Genomic DNA, 16,433 nt, shown 5'->3' with positions numbered 1-16,433 from the left:
AACGGCCCCCGCGATCAGCGGCTGAGGGACTCGTCCACCGCCGAGGGGGAGAGGACGTGGTCGAGGACCATGACCGCGCAGCCGCTGATCCCGGCGCTGGGGCCCAGGCGGCTCGGCTCGATGCGCAGCCGCCGGGTGGCCAGGGTGGTTGAGCGGCGGTAGACGACCTCGCGGATGCTGGACACCAGCGGCCCGAACGCCTCGGCGACGTCGCCGCCGAGCACCACGACCGACGGGTTGAGCAGGTTGACCGCCACGGCCACGACCTCGCCGATCCGGCGCCCGGCCTCGCGCACGGTCGCCATGGTCTCGGCGTCGCCGGCCCGCACCAGGCGGATCACGTCGGCGATGTCCTTGACGTCCTTGCCCGCCGCGCGCAGGTCGCGCAGGAGCGCGGTGCCGCTGGCGACGGAGTCGACGCAGTCGACGTTGCCGCACCGGCAGAGCACGCCGCCGCCGTCGCGTACCGGTATGTGCCCGATCTCGCCGGCCGCGCCGAGCGCGCCGCGCAGGATGCCGCCGCCGGCGATGATCCCGGCGCCGATGCGGGTGGACACCTTGATGAACATCAGGTCGTCCAGGTCGGGGTAGGCGCCCCGGTGCTCGCCGATGGCCAGCACGTTGACGTCGTTGTCGACCAGGACGGGCACCGGGAAGCGGGCCCGGATCAGCGGCGGGATCACCACGCCGGTCCAGGACGCCATCACCCGGGCGCTCTCGGTGCGGCCCTCGGCGAACTCGACGGTGGCCGGCATGCCCATGCCGACCCCCCGCACTTGTGAGCGCGGGCGGTCGCCGAGCAGCTCCTCCCAGGTGTCCATGACCAGGGGCAGCACCACGTCGGGGCCCTGTTCGACGTCTATGGCGAAGTCCTGCCCGGCGAGCTCCCGGGCGGCCAGGTCGCAGATGGACACGCGGGTGCGGCTGGCGCCGAGCGCCGCCACCAGGACGACGCCGCCCGCCGCGTTGAACTCCAGCCGCACTGGGGGGCGCCCGCCGGTGGAACGCGCGTCGGCGCACTCCACGACCAGGCCGCGTTCGAGCAGCTCGTCGACGCGGAGCTGGACCGCGGGGCGGGACAGGCCGGTCACCCGGCCGATGTCGGTCCGTGTGACGGCCTCACCGGTGCGGATGAGCTGCAGTACGTCGCCGCTGCTGGCGAGGGTCGCTGCGGTACGTCGAGACATCGGTTAAGTGAACCACACCCTGTTGTGTAATGAGAAGTCACGACTTTTTAATCTCAGATAGCAAAACTCTGCTTGTGTGTGACCGTAACTCTGGATAGTGTCCGTTCTGTCCTCACTTTGGTAGATCATCGGAGATCCGTTCGTGTCCCCGCTCTCGTCCTCCCCTGCTGCCCACACCGCCGACCTGGTGGTCTTCGGCGGCACCGGCGACCTGTCCATGCGGAAGCTGCTGCCCGCGCTGTACCACAGCGACCGGGACGGCCGGCTCTCCCCTGAGACGCGCATCATCGCCCTGTCCCGGGGCGGGCTCACGGACGCCGACTTCCGCGGCAAGGTGGACAGCCAGGTACGCGCCCAGGTCCCGGTCGACGACCCCGCCCTGTGGCAGCGCTTCCTGGGCCGCCTGCACCACCTCACGATCGACGTGACCGGCGAGGACCCCACAGGCTGGGACGCGCTCCGGTCGATGCTGGCCGCCGACCGCGACCGCGTGTTCTACCTGGCCAGCCCGCCCGGCACGTTCGGGCCGTTCTGCCGCCAGGCGGAGCGGCAGGGCCTGGTGACGCCGCGCTCGCGGGTGGTGCTGGAGAAGCCGCTCGGGCACGACCTGCCGAGCGCGCAGCGGATCAACGACGAGGTCGGCGCCATCTTCGACGAGCGCCAGATCTTCCGCATCGACCACTACCTGGGCAAGGAGACGGTGCAGAACCTGCTCGTGCTCCGCTTCGCCAACGCGTTCCTGGAGCCGATCTGGAACTCGCTCTGGATCGACCACGTCCAGATCACCGCCGCCGAGACGGTCGGCACGCCCGGCAGGCGCGGCTACTACGACCACGCGGGCGCGCTGCGCGACATGGTCCAGAACCACCTGCTGCAGCTGCTGACGCTGACCGCGATGGAGCCGCCCGCGCGCCACGACCGCGAGGCGATCCGGGACGAGAAGGTCAAGGTGCTGCAGGCGCTGCGCCCGATCGCCGGGGGCGAGGTGGACCGCTTCACCGTGCGCGGCCAGTACACCGCCGCCGGCGACATGGTCGGCTACCTGGACGAGCCCGCCTCGACGCCGCCGACCGAGGAGTCCAAGCGGGTGGAGACCTTCACCGCGATCCGCGCCGAGATCCGCAACTGGCGCTGGGCCGGGGTGCCGTTCTACCTGCGCACCGGCAAGCGGCTGCCGAACCGGCGCTCGGAGATCGTGGTGCAGTTCAAGGACGTGCCGCACTCCATCTTCCCGGGCGGCTCGCCGAACCGCCTGGTGCTGCGGCTGCAGCCGGAGGAGGGCATCGAGCTGCACATCATGGCCAAGGAGCCGGGTGCGGGCGAGGTGTCGCTCAAGCCGGTGCCGCTCAGCCTGAACTTCGGCAAGACGTTCCCCGCTCGCGTGCCCGACGCGTACGAGCGGCTGCTGAGCGACGTGCTGGCCGGCAACCCCACGCTCTTCATGCGGCGTGACGAGGTGGAGGCCGCCTGGCGCTGGATCGACCCGATCCTGGAGGCCTGGCGCTCCTCCCCCGATCTGCCCGAACCGTACCCCGCCGGGACGACCGGCCCCGCAGGCGCGCACGAGCTTCTCGCGCGCAGCGGCCGCGCCTGGCACGAGGAGGAATCGTGACTTCTGAGACTTCCATGCACCCCGTGGTCCAGCGGGTCACTGCCCGCGTCGCCGAGCGCAGCGCGGCGAGCAGGGCCACGTACCTGGACAGGATCCGCCGCGCGGGCGAGGCCGCCCGCGCGCAGGGCCCCGCCCGCGCGCACCTGAACTGCGCGAACCTGGCGCACGGCTTCGCCGCCGCGCCGGACGCCGACAAGCCCGCCCTGCGCGGCACGGCCAAGCCGGGCGTGGCCATCGTCACCAGCTACAACGACATGCTCTCCGCCCATCAGCCGTACGAGACGTACCCGCCGGAGCTGAAGGCGGCGGTGCGCCGGGCGGGCGGCGTGGCCCAGGTGGCGGGCGGCGTGCCGGCCATGTGCGACGGCGTCACGCAGGGCCGGGCCGGGATGGAGCTGTCCCTCTACAGCCGCGACGTGATCGCGATGTCGACGGCGATCGCGCTGTCGCACGACATGTTCGACGCGAGCCTGCTGCTGGGCGTCTGCGACAAGATCGTGCCGGGGCTGTTCATCGGCGCGCTGCACTTCGGCCACCTGCCCGCGATCTTCGTCCCGGCCGGGCCGATGACGTCGGGGCTGCCGAACAAGGTCAAGGCCCGCACCCGCCAGCTCTTCGCCGAGGGCAAGGTCGGCAGGGACGAGCTGCTGGAGGCCGAGGCCAAGTCCTACCACTCCCCCGGCACCTGCACCTTCTACGGCACCGCCAACTCCAACCAGGCGCTGATGGAGGTCATGGGCCTGCACCTGCCGGGCTCGACGTTCGTCAACCCGCACACCGAGCTGCGGCACGCGCTGACCGCGGCGGCGGGCAGGCGCGCGGTCGAGATCACCGCGCACGGCGCCGAGTACACGCCGCTCGGCGAGCTGGTCGACGAGAAGGCGATCGTGAACGCGTGCGTGGCGCTGCTGGCGACCGGCGGCTCCACCAACCACACGCTCCACCTGGTCGCGATGGCGGCGGCCGCCGGGATCGTGCTGACCTGGGACGACCTGTCGCAGCTGTCGAAGGTGGTGCCGTCGCTCACCCGCGTCTACCCCAACGGGCAGGCGGACGTGAACCACCTGCGCGACGCGGGCGGCATGCAGGTGCTGATCGGCGATTTGCTGGACGCCGGCCTGCTTCACGGCGACGTGATGACCGTGGCCGGGCCCGGCCTGGACCGCTACCGGTCGGCGCCCGAGCTGCGCGACGGCGAGCTGGTGTGGGTGCCGGTGACCGGCGGCAGCACCGACCTGGACGTGCTGCGCCCGGTGTCGGACCCGTTCACCACCGACGGCGGCATCCACGTGCTCAGCGGCAACCTGGGCAAGGCCGTCAGCAAGGTGTCGGCGGTCAAGCCCGAGCACCTGGTCATCGAGGCGCCCGCGAAGGTCTTCGACGACCAGCTCGACCTGCTGCGCGCCTTCGAGGCGGGCGAGCTGGACGGGCAGGACTTCGTCGCCGTCATCCGCTACCAGGGGCCGAGCGCCAACGGCATGCCGGAGCTGCACAAGCTCACGCCGCCGATGGCGGTGCTGCTGGACCGGGGGCAGCGGGTGGCGATCGTCACCGACGGCCGCATGTCGGGCGCGTCCGGCAAGGTCCCGGCCGCGATCCACCTGTCGCCCGAGGCGGCGGACGGCGGCCCGATCGCGCTGGTCCGCGACGGGGACGTGATCCGCCTCGACTCGGCCGCGGGCACCCTGGAGCTGCTGGTGCCCGCCGAGGAGCTGGCCCGGCGGGCCCCCGAGGGCCGCGCGCTCAGCGACGCCGAGTGGGTCGGCACCGGCCGCGAGCTGTTCAACGCCTTCCGCCGGATGGCGGGGCACGCGGAGCAGGGCGCGGGCATGTTCGGCGTCAGCGGCGCCGAGTCGCCGCACCGGGGGCCGGGCCTGGCCTTCCCCGCCGACGGTCACCTGGAGGCGGATCTGCTGCCGGCTCCCGCCGGAGCGCCCCGGTGACCCTCTGGTCTCCCTCCGAGGGCGTGCCCGCCCTCAGGCCCTCGGAGGGCACAATCCGCCTGGTTTCCGGCGGTCGGCGATGACGGCGCCGGGCCTGCCGTGGCTGGTCGCCGACATCGGCGGCACCAACGCCAGGTTCGGCCTCGTCACCGCCCCCGGGGCCGCGCCCTCGCAGGTCGCGGTGATGCCCGGGGCCGGCTACCCGACGCTGTCCGACGCCGTGGCCGCCTACCTGGCGGAGCACGCGGGCGGGGCGCGGCCGGGCGCGGCCTGCCTGGCCGTGGCCGGGCCCATCGACGGGGACCGCTACCAGCTGACGAACTCGCCCTGGGCCGGGTCCGTCCGCGACCTGGACGTCCCGTACGCGAAGCTGCTCAACGACTTCGAGGCGCTGGCCGTGTCGCTGCCGCACCTCGGCGCCGGCGAGCTGGTGTCGCTGGGCGGGCCCGCGCCGTCCCACGGGGTGAAGGCGGTGCTCGGCCCCGGGACCGGGCTCGGAGTCGGCGGCCTGGTGCCGGCTGGCCAGGGCTGGGTGGCGTTACCGGGTGAGGGCGGGCACGTCACGGTTCCGGCGGCCGACGACCGGGAGCTGGAGATCGTCCGCGCGCTCCGGGCGGAGGGGCTGGACCAGGTGGTGGCCGAGCACGTGCTCTCCGGGCCCGGGCTGGCCCGCCTGCACCGGGCGCTCGCCCGCGTGCACGGCGCCGACGCGCCGCCGCTGGTGGCCGCGGAGATCGTGGCCCGGCTCGACGACCCGCTCTGCTCGGAGACCGTGGAGGTGTTCTGCGGGATGCTGGGGAGCTTCGCCGGGAACGTCGCGCTGACGCTCGGCGCGCGGGGCGGGGTGTACCTGGGCGGCGGGGTCCTGCCCCGTATCGTGGAACGCGTGTGCGCCAGCAGCTTCCGGGCCAGGTTCACCGCCAACCCCGATATGTCGGCATACCTGTCGGGGATCGGCACGTCGCTCATCGTCGCGGCCCAGCCCGCCCTGACGGGCGCCGCCGCCTGGCTCACCCAGTATGCGACCCGATGACGGCCCGCCCCGCCAAGTGGCGGGCCCGCCTTCGCCGCTTCCGGAGCGCGCGTCTTTCGGGGGCACGCGTCCTTCCCGAGTACGCGTCCTTCGGGGGCACGCGTCCTCCGGGGGGCGCGTGTCCTTCGAATCTCCGCGCCCTGGGGTGTGGGCCTTCCCAGGGCACGCGTCCTTCCGGGGACGCCCGTTCGTCGCAGATGCGCGTCGTGGCGACGTACGTCCCCGCCGAGGCGAGGACCCTGTCACGACGGACCACCGTCACTGGCGAGATCTGTCGCGGCGGGAACCCCGTCAGGGCGGCAGCAGCGTCCCTTTCTCTATCGACCACTCGGCGTCGGGGCCTCGTCCCGGCCGTTTTCCGTACGTGAGGAGTTCCCGATGAGCCTGCTCGACCTCGCCCCCGTGATCCCCGTCGTGGTGATCGACGATGTGGAGACCGCCGTGCCGATGGCGCGGGCGCTGGTGGCCGGCGGCCTGCCGGTGATCGAGGTGACGCTCCGCACGGCCCCCGCCCTGGAGGCCATCTCCCGGATCGCCGCCGAGGTCCCGGGGGCCACGGTCGGCGCGGGCACGGTCCGCCGGTCGGAGGACATCGCGGCCGCCCTGGAGGCCGGGGCGGGTTTCCTCGTCTCCCCCGGCACCACGCTGTCGCTGGTGGAGGCGATGGACGCGAGCGGCCTGCCCTACCTGCCCGGCGCGGCCACCGCTTCCGAGGCGCTGGCGCTGGCGGAGCGGGGCGTCAAGGAGCTGAAGTTCTTCCCGGCCGAGCCCGCGGGCGGCGTCGCGTACCTGAAGTCGCTGCAGGGCCCGCTGCCGGACATCCGCTTCTGCCCGACCGGCGGCATCCGCCCCGAGACCGCCCCCGGCTACCTGGCGCTGCCGAACGTCGGCTGCGTCGGCGGCACCTGGCTCACCCCGGCCGACGCCCTCGCCGCGGGTGACTGGGCCCGCATCGAGAAGCTCGCCTCGGAGGCCGCCGCCCTGAGGTGAGTCACCACCCATTCCGGACCTGGCAGTCCAGCAGGCTGCCCTGAGGTACTTGGGTACTATGGCCTCAGGAGGAGCCATGACGATGCCTCAGCCTGCCAAGCGGCAGTCACCACTGAAGGTCGACCCAGCAACCGATGAGCTGATCACGCAAGGCGCCCACTTCCTTGGCATGACCAAGAAAGACCTGGTGGCCGCCGCCGTCCAGGTTTATCTGGACCAGCAGCGGGAGCACATCCGCCGTGGAATGATCGAGTCCATGAAGGTCTTGGACGGCTCGCTGAGCTCCAGCGTGTCCCTACTCACCGGCATGTCCCTGGAACGCATCAATGAGCTGGGCGGCACCGGCGACTGGGAAGACTGACCTCTCAATGAACCATGTCCGCCCCACGCTCCGCGTTCTACGGGACGACTTGAGGATCCCGATCCCCTCTGCTCAGGTTCCTCTCGAAACGATCAGTCATCCTCTGATCGGTAAGGCATCTGACCAGTTCGCCGACCCCGAGACCGCACACGAGCGCATCCGCGCCATCGATGACGTGGTGCTGTTCAAGGTGAAGGTGCAACGCTGGCGTGGCGCCGTGTGGCACGACGGTCCCGATGCCGAAGTGTCAACATGGCTGGTAGCGGCGGGTACTCGAGAGGAAGGTTCTGGAGACGACTTCTACGTCCTTGGCAAGCAGCGGGAAGGCCGCTCGTGCCCATTACAACGCCGAGCACGACCAGTCCCTGACCACCGACACCTACAGTGGCCATCTCCTGCCCAACGCGGATGACCACGACCGCTACAGACTCGAAGCGGCCGCCCGATTCGTTCGACGCCTCAACTTCACGATCCGCGATCTCGCCCGCGGTTCCTTGCACGACGGTCATGAGCATGCCGCCGACTTCCCCGGTTTCCGGCTGGGGATCCTGATCCGTGCCGATGATGGCAACGAGACCTACGCGGCCATCCGTATCACCGGGTCGGTCCCGCACAACCTGACCGCGATGATCCTGGATCGCGTACCAGGTTGCGAGATGGACTGCTGGTTCCCGGAGTACACGCTCCCCCAGCGCAATCTCCTGCCTGCCGAACAAGTCTGGTCGAACATCATGGATCCCAAAACCGCCGCGGAACTCCTCGACGAGTCCTGAACTGCACCCCGGTCGGCCGCCAGGGCGAACAGTGCCCAGTAGACCGCCGGCGGAAGCCCGACGAGGTCGACCGCCACAAGCATCTTGATACGCGAACCAGGCGAGGCCCGGGCGCTGCTGACTAGGCTGAGGGGATGCGGGAGCTGGTGGGCCGGGTGTCGGCGATCGACGACGAGGCCGGGGCCGCGGTGCGGGTCATCGCCTACTTCGATCGTCTCGTACGTACTCATGCCGGTCTGGAGGCGATCGTGCGCGGTGCGGCGACGCTGGCCGAGTGTCCCGCGCTCCTCTCCGATCGCGAGCGTCAGCTGCGGATCCGCGTACGGGCCGACGGCGAGCGGGAGGACTCCCGGGCCGACCCCGACCCGGGCTGGCCCCTGCAGCAGGTGGGCAGCGGGGCAGCGGTGCTGCGGCTGGAGCGGTCCGGACGGCGCGGCCCCGTGGACGCGATCGTGCTGGAACGCGCCGCCGCCGCGGCCCGCGACGTGCTGGACCGCACCTGGGGCCGGGCGCCCGCGCGGCCGGGCGAGGATCCCGCGCTGGTCGAGCTGCTTCTGGACACGGCGGCGCCGCGGCAGGCCCGGCTGGTCGCCGCGCGGCGGCTGAACCTGGTGGATGTACGGGTGCGCGCGGTCGCGGAGGAGGGCGGGGGCGGCCGGATCGAGCGTGACCCGGTGCTCCTCGCCGACGGGCCCGGGGAGAGACGCCGGGGGTCGGCCCCGCGGTGCCGGTGCTGGAGCTACCCGAGTCGTGGCGGCAGGCCCGGGTCGCGCTGCGCCTGGCGGCCGAGGGGTCGGCGCAGGATCCCGGCCCGACAGTGGCGTACGCGGACGAGCTGGGCGGGCTGATGGCGCTCGCCGCCGCCGGGCCGGACGGCGAGCCGGTCCCCGACGTCCTCGCGCTGGAGCGGGCCGGTTCGGCGGCGCCCTGGACGCTCATCACCCTGCACGCCGTCGCCTACGCCCCGAGCCTGCGGGCGGCCGCCGCCGAGCTGACCATCCACCACTCCACGCTGCAGGACCGGCTGGTCCAGGCCGAGCAGCTGCTGGGCTGGAACGTCCGCACCCCGCAGGGCCGCCTGCGGCTGCAGCTGGCGTTCGTGCTGCGGCGGCTGCGGCGTCACCCGCCATCTGGCGGGTAAGCCCCGCCACGTGGCTGGTCGATTCGCCCGACTGTCCGTGGTCACCATGGGTTCTGGGCGGCGACCGGCCGCCACCTCCGACCTGAAAGGTTCTCAGGATGAGCACCGACCAGTCCCCCGCCGGGCAGGCCCCGCCCGTCCCGTTCGACCCGGAGCTGGGCGCGGCACTGACGATCATCGAGCAGCAGATGTCCGGGACGCTCACGTCCGTGGACGTCATCCCGGAGCTCCGGCAGAGCATGGACATGATGCCGGCCCCCACCGCCGAGCAGCTCAGCCGGGACGGCGCGTTCGAGGTGGAGGACCGGGTGGTGCCCGGCCCCGCCGGTGCGCCCGACATCACCCTGCTCGTCTGCCGCCCCGCCGGCGCCACCACCCCGCTGCCCGCCCTCTACCACATCCACGGCGGCGGCATGGTCTTCGGCAACCGGATGGTCGGCGTGGACGTGCTGCTGGACTGGGCGCTGGAGCTGAACCTGGCGGTCGTGTCGGTCGAGTACCGGCTCGCCCCCGAGCACCCGCACCCCGCCCCCGCCGAGGACTGCTACGCGGGCCTGGCCTGGACGGCCGAGCACGCCGGGGAGCCGGGCATCGACCCGGACCGCATCCTGGTGGCCGGAGGCAGCGCGGGCGGCGGGCTCGCGGCGGCGGTGGTCCTGATGGCGCGCGACCGGGGCGGCCCGGCACTGATCGGGCAGCTGCTGCTGTGCCCGATGCTGGACGACCGCAACGACACCCCGTCGTCCCTGCAGATGGCCGGGCTCGGCATCTGGGACCACGCCGCCAACGAGGTCGGCTGGACCGCCCTGCTGGGCGAGGCGCGCGGCGGCCCCGACGTGTCGCCCTACGCGGCCCCTGCCCGGGCCACCGACCTGTCGGGACTGCCGCCGGCGTTCATCGACGTCGGCTCGGCCGAGACCTTCCGCGACGAGGACGTCGCCTACGCCACCCGCATCTGGCAGGCGGGCGGCCAGGCCGAACTGCACGTCTGGCCGGGCGGATTCCACGGCTTCGACATGATGGTCCCGCACGCCGCGATCTCCCGGGACGCCGCGGCGGCCCGCCTGCGCTGGCTCCGCCGCCTCCTGGCCCCCTGACGGGCCGCCCATCGGTCAGGAATCGAGAAGTGCCGGCCGCCGCGCCCTGCCTACCGTGATCGGGATCGTTCGTCTTACCGAGGAGATCTCATGCGCACGTGGGTTCGGCGGCTGCACCGCTGGCTGTCCATGACCTTCACGGTGACCGTGGTCGTCACGGTCGTCGCCATCGTGGTCGCGGGAGGGGAGGACGTGGCCGAATGGGTGTACTACCTGCCGCTCCTCCCGCTGGCCCTGCTCCTGCCCACCGGGCTGTATCTGTTCGCGCTGCCGTACGCCCTCAAACGGCGCGCCAGGCGCGAGGGCGCCGCGAGCCGGTAGGACGAGCCTTAGCCCAGGAAACGGCCTGCGGCCGGTGGTCGCCGGGATCGGTCGCCGGTATGCCCTGGACGGCGAAGTCATTCGTCGACGCGCTGCCGATCGTCCGTCCTGTAAAGCCGCAGGACGCTCTCCCGCAGTGCGCTGCCGGCCTGCGCAGAGGTCATCCGGCCGGCGGCCACCTCGTTCCCGGCCGCGTGCCCCAGGGCCATCGTGGCCGCCAGCAGCCAGGTCACCGAGAGGTCCGGGTTGAACTCCCCGGCGTCCTGACCGCGCCGGATCAGCCTCTCCAGCCGGCTGGTGATGGGGAGATGGCTCTCGTGGGACTCCTGCGGGTCGATCGTCGCCACCGAGGGGTGCAGCAGTAGCGGATATCGATCCAGAAGACCCCAACTGGTGTCCAGCCACCGCATGAGAGCTTCGTACGCCGAGCCGGTGTCGATGCCGGCGGCGTCGATCGTGGCGATCACGTCGTCCGTGATTTTGCCGATCACGGCGCTCAGCAGCGCTTGCCGAGAGGGGTAGTGGGCGTAGACCGTCTGGCGGGCGACGCCCGCCGCGGCGGCGATCTCCTCCATGCTCGCTTCAGGCCGCCGGCCCAGCACCCGCACCGCCGCCTCCAGCACGGCGGTGGCGCTGCGGTCGGCATCGGAACGGCGGCGACGCCCTCGCCTGCCGTCGGATTTCTCAGACATGGTTGTCAAGGATAACTCTTGGCCTTATCTTGGACAGTGTTGTCAAAGTAAGCGCCAAGCACTCGCCACGCGCACTCCCCTGGAGGCACACATGGCCGACACACCTGTGACGCCCGCGACTGATCTGGCCGGGTATTTGACCCGTTATCCCCAGGAGCTCACTTTCGGGGACGAGGAGCCGGAAACGGTGATGGATCGGTATCACACATCCGACTACGAGATGGTCAGCGATGGGATCCTGCTGGACCGGAAGCGACTGCTCGACCACGTCCGCCCCGGCCGCAAGCGGGCGGCCTCCATCCAGGTAGAGGTGGACGAGGTGATCGTCCATGGCGACCGGGTCGCCTCGCGCTACCGGCTGATCGCGTCGATGCGCAAGGGAAACGTCATCGCCACCGAGATCTACATGTTCGGTCAGCTCGCCGATGACGGGCGGTTGCACCGAGTAACTCAGCTGACTCGCACGATCCCCGCCGAGCAGCCCTGATCTATAGCCGTTCAGGAGAGGTGCAGGCTTCAGCCTGGCGGCCCTGCCGCTTCTCCCGCTGGCCCTGCTCCTGCCCGCCGGGCTGTACCTGTTCGCGCTGCCGTACCTAGGAAGGGGCCGGTGAGGCCTTGAGGGTGTCGACGAAAGTCTTCCATTCATCGGGGGTGAAGATCAGCTTGGGGCCGTCCGGGTCCTTGCTGTCGCGTACGGCGACGATCCCGGGGAGATTCATGGCGACTTCGACACACTGACCGCCGTTGCCGGAAGACCGCGACGACTTCCGCCACACGGCGCCGCTCAGATCCATGTGTCTCTCGCTTTCTCGATCATTTCGCGGGATACGCGCTCAGGATAGGCCCAGAGCCGGATGGCCTCATAGCGCTCCCATATCGACGTCACGATCTCGATATCGGCGGTTATCTGCGCCTGGGCGGGCGCGTCCGAGCTGATCACATCGGGTTGCCCATCCGGGAGTTCGGCGATCATAAATGCGCCCGCCAGCCCGGGCAGGCAATCCGCATCCACGACCTGGATGAAGACAGAGGGATGCGCCGCCACCTCCAGCAGGCGATTCAATTGTTCACGCATCACCTCGGGCCCGCCGACTCGGCGATGGAGCACGTTCTCGTCGAACAGCACGGAGATCAGCGGCGGGTGGTCCCGGCCGAGCATGCGTTGCCGCCTCATCCTGGCCTCGACCCGCTGCTCCACCTCGTCCGGAGTGGCCCGGGGCTCCATGCTGAAGATGTGCCGGGCATACGCCTCGGTCTGGAGAAGGCCGGGAATGAGCAGAGGATCCCAGGAACGCAGGACCAGCAGGGTCGGCTCGATCTCCTCAGCCCAATCCCGGAACCAGGCCGGGCTGCCCGGCTGGGCGATGATGCGCTGGTACAGGCGAGTGAAGGAGACCCCCGCCGACGCACCGAACAGCAGATCCAGCCGCTCGGCATCAGACCGTGACGGCGTACGGGTCGCCTTCTCCAGCCTGCTCACCTGCGTCTGCGTACACCCGAGCCGGGACGCCACCGCGGCCTGCGACAACTCCGCCGCCTCCCGCAGCCGCCGCATCTCGGCCCCGAACCGCACGCGAGGGGACTCAGGGTCGAGAGACGGCACGACGTGCATGACAAATCCCCTCTAATCACGCAAAATGGAACGCTCCACAGCCTGTGACACCATTTAAACCACGCCTGACCAACGACTGTCATCATGCATGCTTCCTTGGCCTGGAAACCCCCTCGCCCACCCCACCCCGCGAAAGGCACTCTGGGCGCACACCTTTCCTCGGCGGCGTCGGGCGAAGAAGCCGATCCTCATTCTCGAATCGAAGAGGAAATAAGCGGCGGAATCGTTCCACACCTCAGCCACGGCAAGCACTCGGAGGCGGAATCTATGACAGCGCGCGAACAGCACGAACTACCGGGGTGGGGCAACAGCTGATGAGAAGGCCACCTCAACCGACGCCCACGAGGACGCCGCGGATCACTTACCGCCGATCGTTTCCGGCAACATACAGATCCGTTCCCGAAGCCCGCGATTGGGCGCGCTCCCTGCTCGGCCCCTCCCCCACCCTCGACGACACCCTTCTCCTGCTGAGCGAGGTCGTCACCAACGCCATCACCCACTCCGACTCCGGCCACAACCGCTCCGGCGCCGTGACCGTCCAGATCACCCGTGCGGCCTCGACCATCCAGGTGGAGGTATCCGACGCCGGCTCCTCAACCACCACGCCCACCGTCCGCACCCCGACGCTCTCCGACGACCGAGGCAGAGGACTGTGGCTGGTGAACATGCTCTCCGACCACTGGGGATTCCAGCACGACGAGTCCGGCGTCCTGGTCTGGTTCAACCTGACCCAGCACGATTAATCTTCGGCCCCCAGTAGCCCCTCTACTCCTTCATTAACAAACAGGACAAGAAAGGGCGACTTCGACTTCTGATCCGAACAGGAATTGTTGGGGCGAATCAAACATTCCCGGGTCTCGCCGCGTTCCCCATGTGCAACTATATGTAAAAGCCGGGCCTCGACTAACCTGAAGACTGGTGGGACCTGACTGCGCATATCAGCCAGGTCCCCCACCCACGGTAAGGGGATCACCTGTGAACACCAAGAGCACGGAGGAGCGTGTCAGCGCCTTGGAGTCTTACGCGTTCCAAACCGGCCGCGACCTCGCCGAGATCAAGTCGGTTCAGAGGGAGCACACAGATCGGCTCGCCACTCTAGACGAGCGGATGACCGGCATGAGCGGGCAACTGGCCGCCATGGACGAACGGATCACGGGGCTGGACGAGCGGATGGTGCACCTCGAACACGGTGTAGGCCTGCTGCTCGATCACTACGGCATAGAACGACCCCAGTCATAGCGTTTCAAAATGCCCGGGGGCGCCACCTGGATCAGCACTTGGACGAGTCGAACTACCGGCTTCCCAACCCGGACGCCATCCGCTCCTGACCACGGCGTCCGCAGCATCCCCCAGGTCTGGACAGGCGGAGCCCTCGGTCGACCATCTGCGAGAACGGCAAGATTGTCGGTACGGCCTGCCACCATGTCCCGCATGACGACGTCCGACCCCTTAGCCCAGTTCCAGTGGCTCAACGTGTCCGAGAGCTCGGGCGGCGGCGAACTGGGAGTGATCTTCAGCGTGGCCTTCTTCCGCGGGCTCGATCCTGCGGAGGTGGTGCGCCGCTTCAGCCGCGGTGAGAGCTCCGGCCAGGAGTCGGACTTCGGCGGGCTCGAGGACAAGGCCTACGAGTTCGTCAACGAGACGGACGGTGGGGATGGCGGCGGCTACGTGGGCGTCTTCAAAGCCGGCGAGTGGTGCGTGGCCATCGAGCCTTACGGCTGGTTCGTCACGCTCCACGAGGTGGTGACGGAGCTGTCGCGGGGTTGCGAGGTGCTGGCGGTCACCCGGCACGACTACGCCGCCGAGCACAGTTTCGAGTACGCGATCGACGGCACGGTGGTCACCGGTTACCGCCTGCGACACCCGTACGAGCGTTACGGCTCCGACCCTGACCGGCTCAACGGCTTCATGCGGGAGCTGGGCATGGGGCTGGACAAGCCGGAGGACGAGGCCGCGTGGGACGCCGCGTGGGAGGACAACTACGACACCGCCGTTCCAAGGGGCTTCGCCTTGGCAGCGAAGGTCACGGGGGTGCCGTTCACACCGGACATGCTCGGCCGCCCGATGCTCGTGGGGCCCATCTTGGAGAAATGACCGTCTTGCGCCGTCCAGAAGTACTCCCTGTTCGGCGTACCACCGACCACCCCGTTTCACCCTGAACAGTCCGCCCTCTGCCCAGCCCGGGCAAGGACCAGAGTTCAACGCTGTCGTCTACGCCCTGGACCTGCTGTTCCCACTGATCGACTTCGGCCAGGCAAAGGCCTTCCAGCCGATCGCCGCCGGTCAGTGGGTCGACCCTGCCCGCGTCTGACACCGAACTCGACCTAGTTCCGCCGTCCCTGCATAAGACCCGAACCTAGCTGGCTCAGCTCCAAAAGCGTGGAGGAGACGCCCGAACGGAGTGAGGACCGCCAGGGGGCGGGCGCCAGCCCGCCTGGGAGAACGCGCGAGCGGTAGCGAGCACCATCTCAGTTCGCGCGCAATCTCAAGGCGCAGATGAGGGCGCACGCCGCGAGGACGGGCACTCCCGCCAGGATCGGTGCCGTCAATCCCCACTGGGCTGCCAGGAGTCCGCCTATGAGGGCGCCCAGGGGTGCTGCTCCCATCCCGACGGTCATCGAGGCGCTGCTGACTCGGCCGAGGAGTTCGGGAGGGGTCAGTCGTTGGCGGAGGGTGCGGGCGACGACCGCCCATACGCCGAATGCGGCGCTGGTGAGGGCCAGGCCCGAGGCGGCGACGATGGCTGAGGTGGTCACGCCGAGCATGAGTTGTCCCAGGGCGGCGGAGGCGAGGCAGGTTGTCAGTGCCGCCGTGGAGCCGATGGAGCGGGTGATGCGTGCCGCGAAGTAGCCGCCGGCCAGGCCTCCTATTGCTCCCACGCCCAGCAGCACGCCGTAGCCCCACTCGGGCAGGCCGAGAATCTGGGGGACGTAGAGGACGAGGATGGCGAACCAGGCGCTGTCCATCAACGCGAACAGGCCGGCGAGGATGAGCAGGAGCCGCAGGTGCCGGTGACGTGTCAGCCATCGCAGGCCCTCAAGCGTGTCACGCCAGATCTGCCCCTTACGGGCGCCAGAGCGGGGCTTCGGGGTGAAGATGTTCGGCAGGCTGAAGATCAGGGCCGCCGCCAGTGCCAGCGTGCCGCCGTTGATGGCGAATGGGAGCACCATCGCGACGCCGAACAGGTATCCGCCGATCGGCGGCCCCACCAGTTCGTTGCCCGCGACTTCCGCGTTGACCAGGCCGCCGTTGGCGCGATCGAGGTCGGCGTCGTTCACCAAGGGCGGGAGGAGGGTGACCGTCGCCGTGTCGCGCAAGGTCTCGCCTATGCCGCAGAAGAACGCGACCGCGTACACCATGGCGATTCCGGCGATGCCGAGGGACAGCGCGACGACGAGGGCGACCAGCAGCGTCACGCGTGCCACGTCGACGAGGACCGTCAGGCGACGCCGGTCGAAACGGTCGACGACGCCTCCGGCGAACAGGCCGAATATCAACCAGGGGCTCTGTCCGGCGATGGCGACTCCGGCCACCGCGACCGGGTCCTTGGTGAGGGCGGCGGCCAGCAAGGGTAAGGCCGCCGCGCGAATGCCGTCGCCGAGATTGGACAGCGCCGTCGCCCACCAGAGCCGGTGGTACGCCGGTCCCAGCGAGGTCGCGGCCATCTGTCC

19 protein-coding genes are annotated in these 16,433 nt (G+C 70.2%); 14 read left to right on the top strand and 5 right to left on the bottom strand.

Annotation, left to right across the window (positions count from 1 at the left end; all coding sequences use genetic code 11):
* Positions 1–14: 14 nt before the first annotated feature.
* Positions 15–1,187: an ROK family transcriptional regulator gene (locus AB0J42_RS21300; RefSeq protein WP_364296906.1), complete on the bottom strand. Its 1,173-nt coding sequence runs from the start codon at positions 1,185–1,187 to the stop codon at positions 15–17.
* 142 nt (positions 1,188–1,329) lie between these two features.
* On the opposite strand from AB0J42_RS21300, the gene zwf reads away from it, so the two are divergent.
* From zwf to AB0J42_RS21250, 10 genes are all read left to right on the top strand, one after another.
* Entirely contained in the window at positions 1,330–2,799 is a 1,470-nt protein-coding gene (zwf, locus tag AB0J42_RS21295; RefSeq protein WP_364296904.1) for a glucose-6-phosphate dehydrogenase, read from the top strand.
* 14 nt (positions 2,800–2,813) lie between these two features.
* Complete coding sequence (gene edd / locus AB0J42_RS21290; RefSeq protein ID WP_364297004.1) at positions 2,814–4,742, top strand: phosphogluconate dehydratase; 1,929 nt, start codon at positions 2,814–2,816, stop codon at positions 4,740–4,742.
* 79 nt (positions 4,743–4,821) lie between these two features.
* On the top strand, positions 4,822–5,775 hold the full coding sequence (glk, locus tag AB0J42_RS21285; RefSeq protein WP_364296902.1) for a glucokinase: 954 nt from the start codon (positions 4,822–4,824) through the stop codon (positions 5,773–5,775).
* A gap of 378 nt (positions 5,776–6,153) precedes the next feature.
* Positions 6,154–6,765 (top strand): bifunctional 4-hydroxy-2-oxoglutarate aldolase/2-dehydro-3-deoxy-phosphogluconate aldolase, encoded by a 612-nt coding sequence (gene eda / locus AB0J42_RS21280; RefSeq protein ID WP_364296900.1) that lies wholly within the window; start codon positions 6,154–6,156, stop codon positions 6,763–6,765.
* Between the two features lie 76 nt (positions 6,766–6,841).
* Positions 6,842–7,126 (top strand): hypothetical protein, encoded by a 285-nt coding sequence (locus tag AB0J42_RS21275; RefSeq protein ID WP_364296898.1) that lies wholly within the window; start codon positions 6,842–6,844, stop codon positions 7,124–7,126.
* A gap of 308 nt (positions 7,127–7,434) precedes the next feature.
* Positions 7,435–7,899 carry a hypothetical protein gene (locus AB0J42_RS21270; protein WP_364296896.1) on the top strand — a complete coding sequence of 155 codons (465 nt, stop codon included), beginning with the start codon at positions 7,435–7,437 and terminating at the stop codon, positions 7,897–7,899.
* Between the two features lie 134 nt (positions 7,900–8,033).
* Positions 8,034–8,747 (top strand): hypothetical protein, encoded by a 714-nt coding sequence (locus AB0J42_RS21265; protein WP_364296894.1) that lies wholly within the window; start codon positions 8,034–8,036, stop codon positions 8,745–8,747.
* Positions 8,717–9,040: a helix-turn-helix domain-containing protein gene (locus AB0J42_RS21260; protein ID WP_364296892.1), complete on the top strand. Its 324-nt coding sequence runs from the start codon at positions 8,717–8,719 to the stop codon at positions 9,038–9,040. Before AB0J42_RS21265 ends, AB0J42_RS21260 begins: the two co-directional genes overlap by 31 nt.
* A 98-nt stretch (positions 9,041–9,138) precedes the next feature.
* Positions 9,139–10,137 carry an alpha/beta hydrolase gene (locus AB0J42_RS21255; protein WP_364296890.1) on the top strand — a complete coding sequence of 333 codons (999 nt, stop codon included), beginning with the start codon at positions 9,139–9,141 and terminating at the stop codon, positions 10,135–10,137.
* Between the two features lie 90 nt (positions 10,138–10,227).
* Positions 10,228–10,458 (top strand): hypothetical protein, encoded by a 231-nt coding sequence (locus tag AB0J42_RS21250; protein WP_364296888.1) that lies wholly within the window; start codon positions 10,228–10,230, stop codon positions 10,456–10,458.
* Positions 10,459–10,535: 77 nt separating this feature from the next.
* Here the strand turns inward: AB0J42_RS21250 and AB0J42_RS21245 are convergent, their stop codons facing one another.
* Entirely contained in the window at positions 10,536–11,150 is a 615-nt protein-coding gene (locus AB0J42_RS21245; RefSeq protein ID WP_364296886.1) for a TetR/AcrR family transcriptional regulator, read from the bottom strand.
* Between the two features lie 91 nt (positions 11,151–11,241).
* Here AB0J42_RS21245 and AB0J42_RS21240 point away from each other — a divergent pair, with 91 nt between their 5' ends.
* Entirely contained in the window at positions 11,242–11,637 is a 396-nt protein-coding gene (locus AB0J42_RS21240; RefSeq protein ID WP_364296884.1) for a nuclear transport factor 2 family protein, read from the top strand.
* A gap of 106 nt (positions 11,638–11,743) precedes the next feature.
* Here the strand turns inward: AB0J42_RS21240 and AB0J42_RS21235 are convergent, their stop codons facing one another.
* Positions 11,744–11,944, bottom strand: coding sequence for a DUF397 domain-containing protein (locus tag AB0J42_RS21235; RefSeq protein ID WP_364296882.1), 201 nt, complete (start codon positions 11,942–11,944; stop codon positions 11,744–11,746).
* Positions 11,935–12,762, bottom strand: a complete 828-nt coding sequence (locus AB0J42_RS21230; RefSeq protein ID WP_364296880.1) for a helix-turn-helix transcriptional regulator — start codon at positions 12,760–12,762, stop codon at positions 11,935–11,937. The genes AB0J42_RS21235 and AB0J42_RS21230 overlap by 10 nt, the downstream gene beginning before the upstream one ends.
* Positions 12,763–13,076: 314 nt before the next feature.
* Between AB0J42_RS21230 and AB0J42_RS21225 the strand changes: the two genes are divergently transcribed.
* From AB0J42_RS21225 to AB0J42_RS21215, 3 genes are all read left to right on the top strand, one after another.
* Positions 13,077–13,505: an ATP-binding protein gene (locus tag AB0J42_RS21225; RefSeq protein WP_364296878.1), complete on the top strand. Its 429-nt coding sequence runs from the start codon at positions 13,077–13,079 to the stop codon at positions 13,503–13,505.
* Between the two features lie 232 nt (positions 13,506–13,737).
* Complete coding sequence (locus tag AB0J42_RS21220) at positions 13,738–14,001, top strand: hypothetical protein (RefSeq protein WP_364296876.1); 264 nt, start codon at positions 13,738–13,740, stop codon at positions 13,999–14,001.
* Between the two features lie 192 nt (positions 14,002–14,193).
* The gene (locus AB0J42_RS21215; protein WP_364296874.1) at positions 14,194–14,856 is read left to right on the top strand and encodes a DUF6461 domain-containing protein; all 663 of its coding nucleotides are present in this window, start codon (positions 14,194–14,196) and stop codon (positions 14,854–14,856) included.
* Between the two features lie 374 nt (positions 14,857–15,230).
* On the opposite strand, the gene AB0J42_RS21210 is transcribed toward AB0J42_RS21215, so the two are convergent.
* Positions 15,231–16,427 (bottom strand): MFS transporter, encoded by a 1,197-nt coding sequence (locus tag AB0J42_RS21210; RefSeq protein ID WP_364296872.1) that lies wholly within the window; start codon positions 16,425–16,427, stop codon positions 15,231–15,233.
* Positions 16,428–16,433 lie beyond the last annotated feature (6 nt).

Source organism: Nonomuraea sp. NPDC049649, assembly GCF_040675175.1.
Lineage (GTDB): Bacteria > Actinomycetota > Actinomycetes > Streptosporangiales > Streptosporangiaceae > Nonomuraea.
The sequence above is the reverse complement of the archived record's forward strand: the minus strand, read 5'-3'. Positions and strand labels throughout refer to the sequence as shown.